This window comes from Streptomyces spinosisporus (assembly GCF_022698145.1).
Lineage (GTDB): Bacteria > Actinomycetota > Actinomycetes > Streptomycetales > Streptomycetaceae > Streptomyces > Streptomyces spinosisporus.
On record NZ_JALDAX010000054.1, the window covers coordinates 1 to 1,433 of the forward strand.

1 rRNA gene is annotated in these 1,433 nt (G+C 56.4%); it reads left to right on the forward strand.

Annotated features, from left to right (window positions below):
• A 23S ribosomal RNA gene (locus tag MQN93_RS43650) occupies positions 1-1,391 on the forward strand; the annotation flags it as partial.
• Between the last annotated feature and the right edge of the window lie 42 nt (positions 1,392-1,433).

Sequence of the window (1,433 nt, forward strand, 5' to 3'; positions counted from 1 at the left end):
TGAGACCTGATGCCGAGCCGATTGTGGTGAAGTGGATGATCCTATGCTGTCGAGAAAAGCCTCTAGCGAGTTTCATGGCGGCCCGTACCCTAAACCGACTCAGGTGGTCTGGTAGAGAATACCGAGGCGTTCGGGTGAACTATGGTTAAGGAACTCGGCAAAATGCCCCCGTAACTTCGGGAGAAGGGGGGCCACACCCGGTGAAGGAACTTGCTTCCTGAGCTGGGGGTGGCCGCAGAGACCAGCGAGAAGCGACTGTTTACTAAAAACACAGGTCCGTGCGAAGCCGTAAGGCGATGTATACGGACTGACGCCTGCCCGGTGCTGGAACGTTAAGGGGACCGGTTAGTCCGATTTCGGTCGGGCGAAGCTGAGAACTTAAGCGCCAGTAAACGGCGGTGGTAACTATAACCATCCTAAGGTAGCGAAATTCCTTGTCGGGTAAGTTCCGACCTGCACGAATGGCGTAACGACTTCTCGACTGTCTCAACCATAGGCCCGGTGAAATTGCACTACGAGTAAAGATGCTCGTTTCGCGCAGCAGGACGGAAAGACCCCGGGACCTTTACTACAGTTTGATATTGGTGTTCGGTTCGGCTTGTGTAGGATAGCTGGGAGACTGTGAAACGCGGACGCCAGTTCGTGTGGAGTCGTCGTTGAAATACCAGTCTGGTCGTGCTGGATGTCTAACCTGGGTCCGTGATCCGGATCAGGGACAGTGTCTGATGGGTAGTTTAACTGGGGCGGTTGCCTCCTAAAGGGTAACGGAGGCGCCCAAAGGTTCCCTCAGCCTGGTTGGCAATCAGGTGTTGAGTGTAAGTGCACAAGGGAGCTTGACTGTGAGACCGACGGGTCGAGCAGGGACGAAAGTCGGGACTAGTGATCCGGCGGTGGCTTGTGGAAGCGCCGTCGCTCAACGGATAAAAGGTACCCCGGGGATAACAGGCTGATCTTCCCCAAGAGTCCATATCGACGGGATGGTTTGGCACCTCGATGTCGGCTCGTCGCATCCTGGGGCTGGAGTCGGTCCCAAGGGTTGGGCTGTTCGCCCATTAAAGCGGTACGCGAGCTGGGTTTAGAACGTCGTGAGACAGTTCGGTCCCTATCCGCTGTGCGCGTAGGAGTCTTGAGAAGGGCTGTCCCTAGTACGAGAGGACCGGGACGGACGAACCTCTGGTGTGCCAGTTGTTCTGCCAAGGGCATGGCTGGTTGGCTACGTTCGGGAGGGATAACCGCTGAAAGCATCTAAGCGGGAAGCCTGCTTCGAGATGAGGACTCCCACCCACTTGATGGGGTAAGGCTCCCAGTAGACGACTGGGTTGATAGGCCGGATCTGGAAGCCAGGTAACTGGTGGAGGTGACCGGTACTAATAGGCCGAGGGCTTGTCCTCAGTTGCTCGCGTCCACTGTGTTTGTTCTGAGACAACGACCGT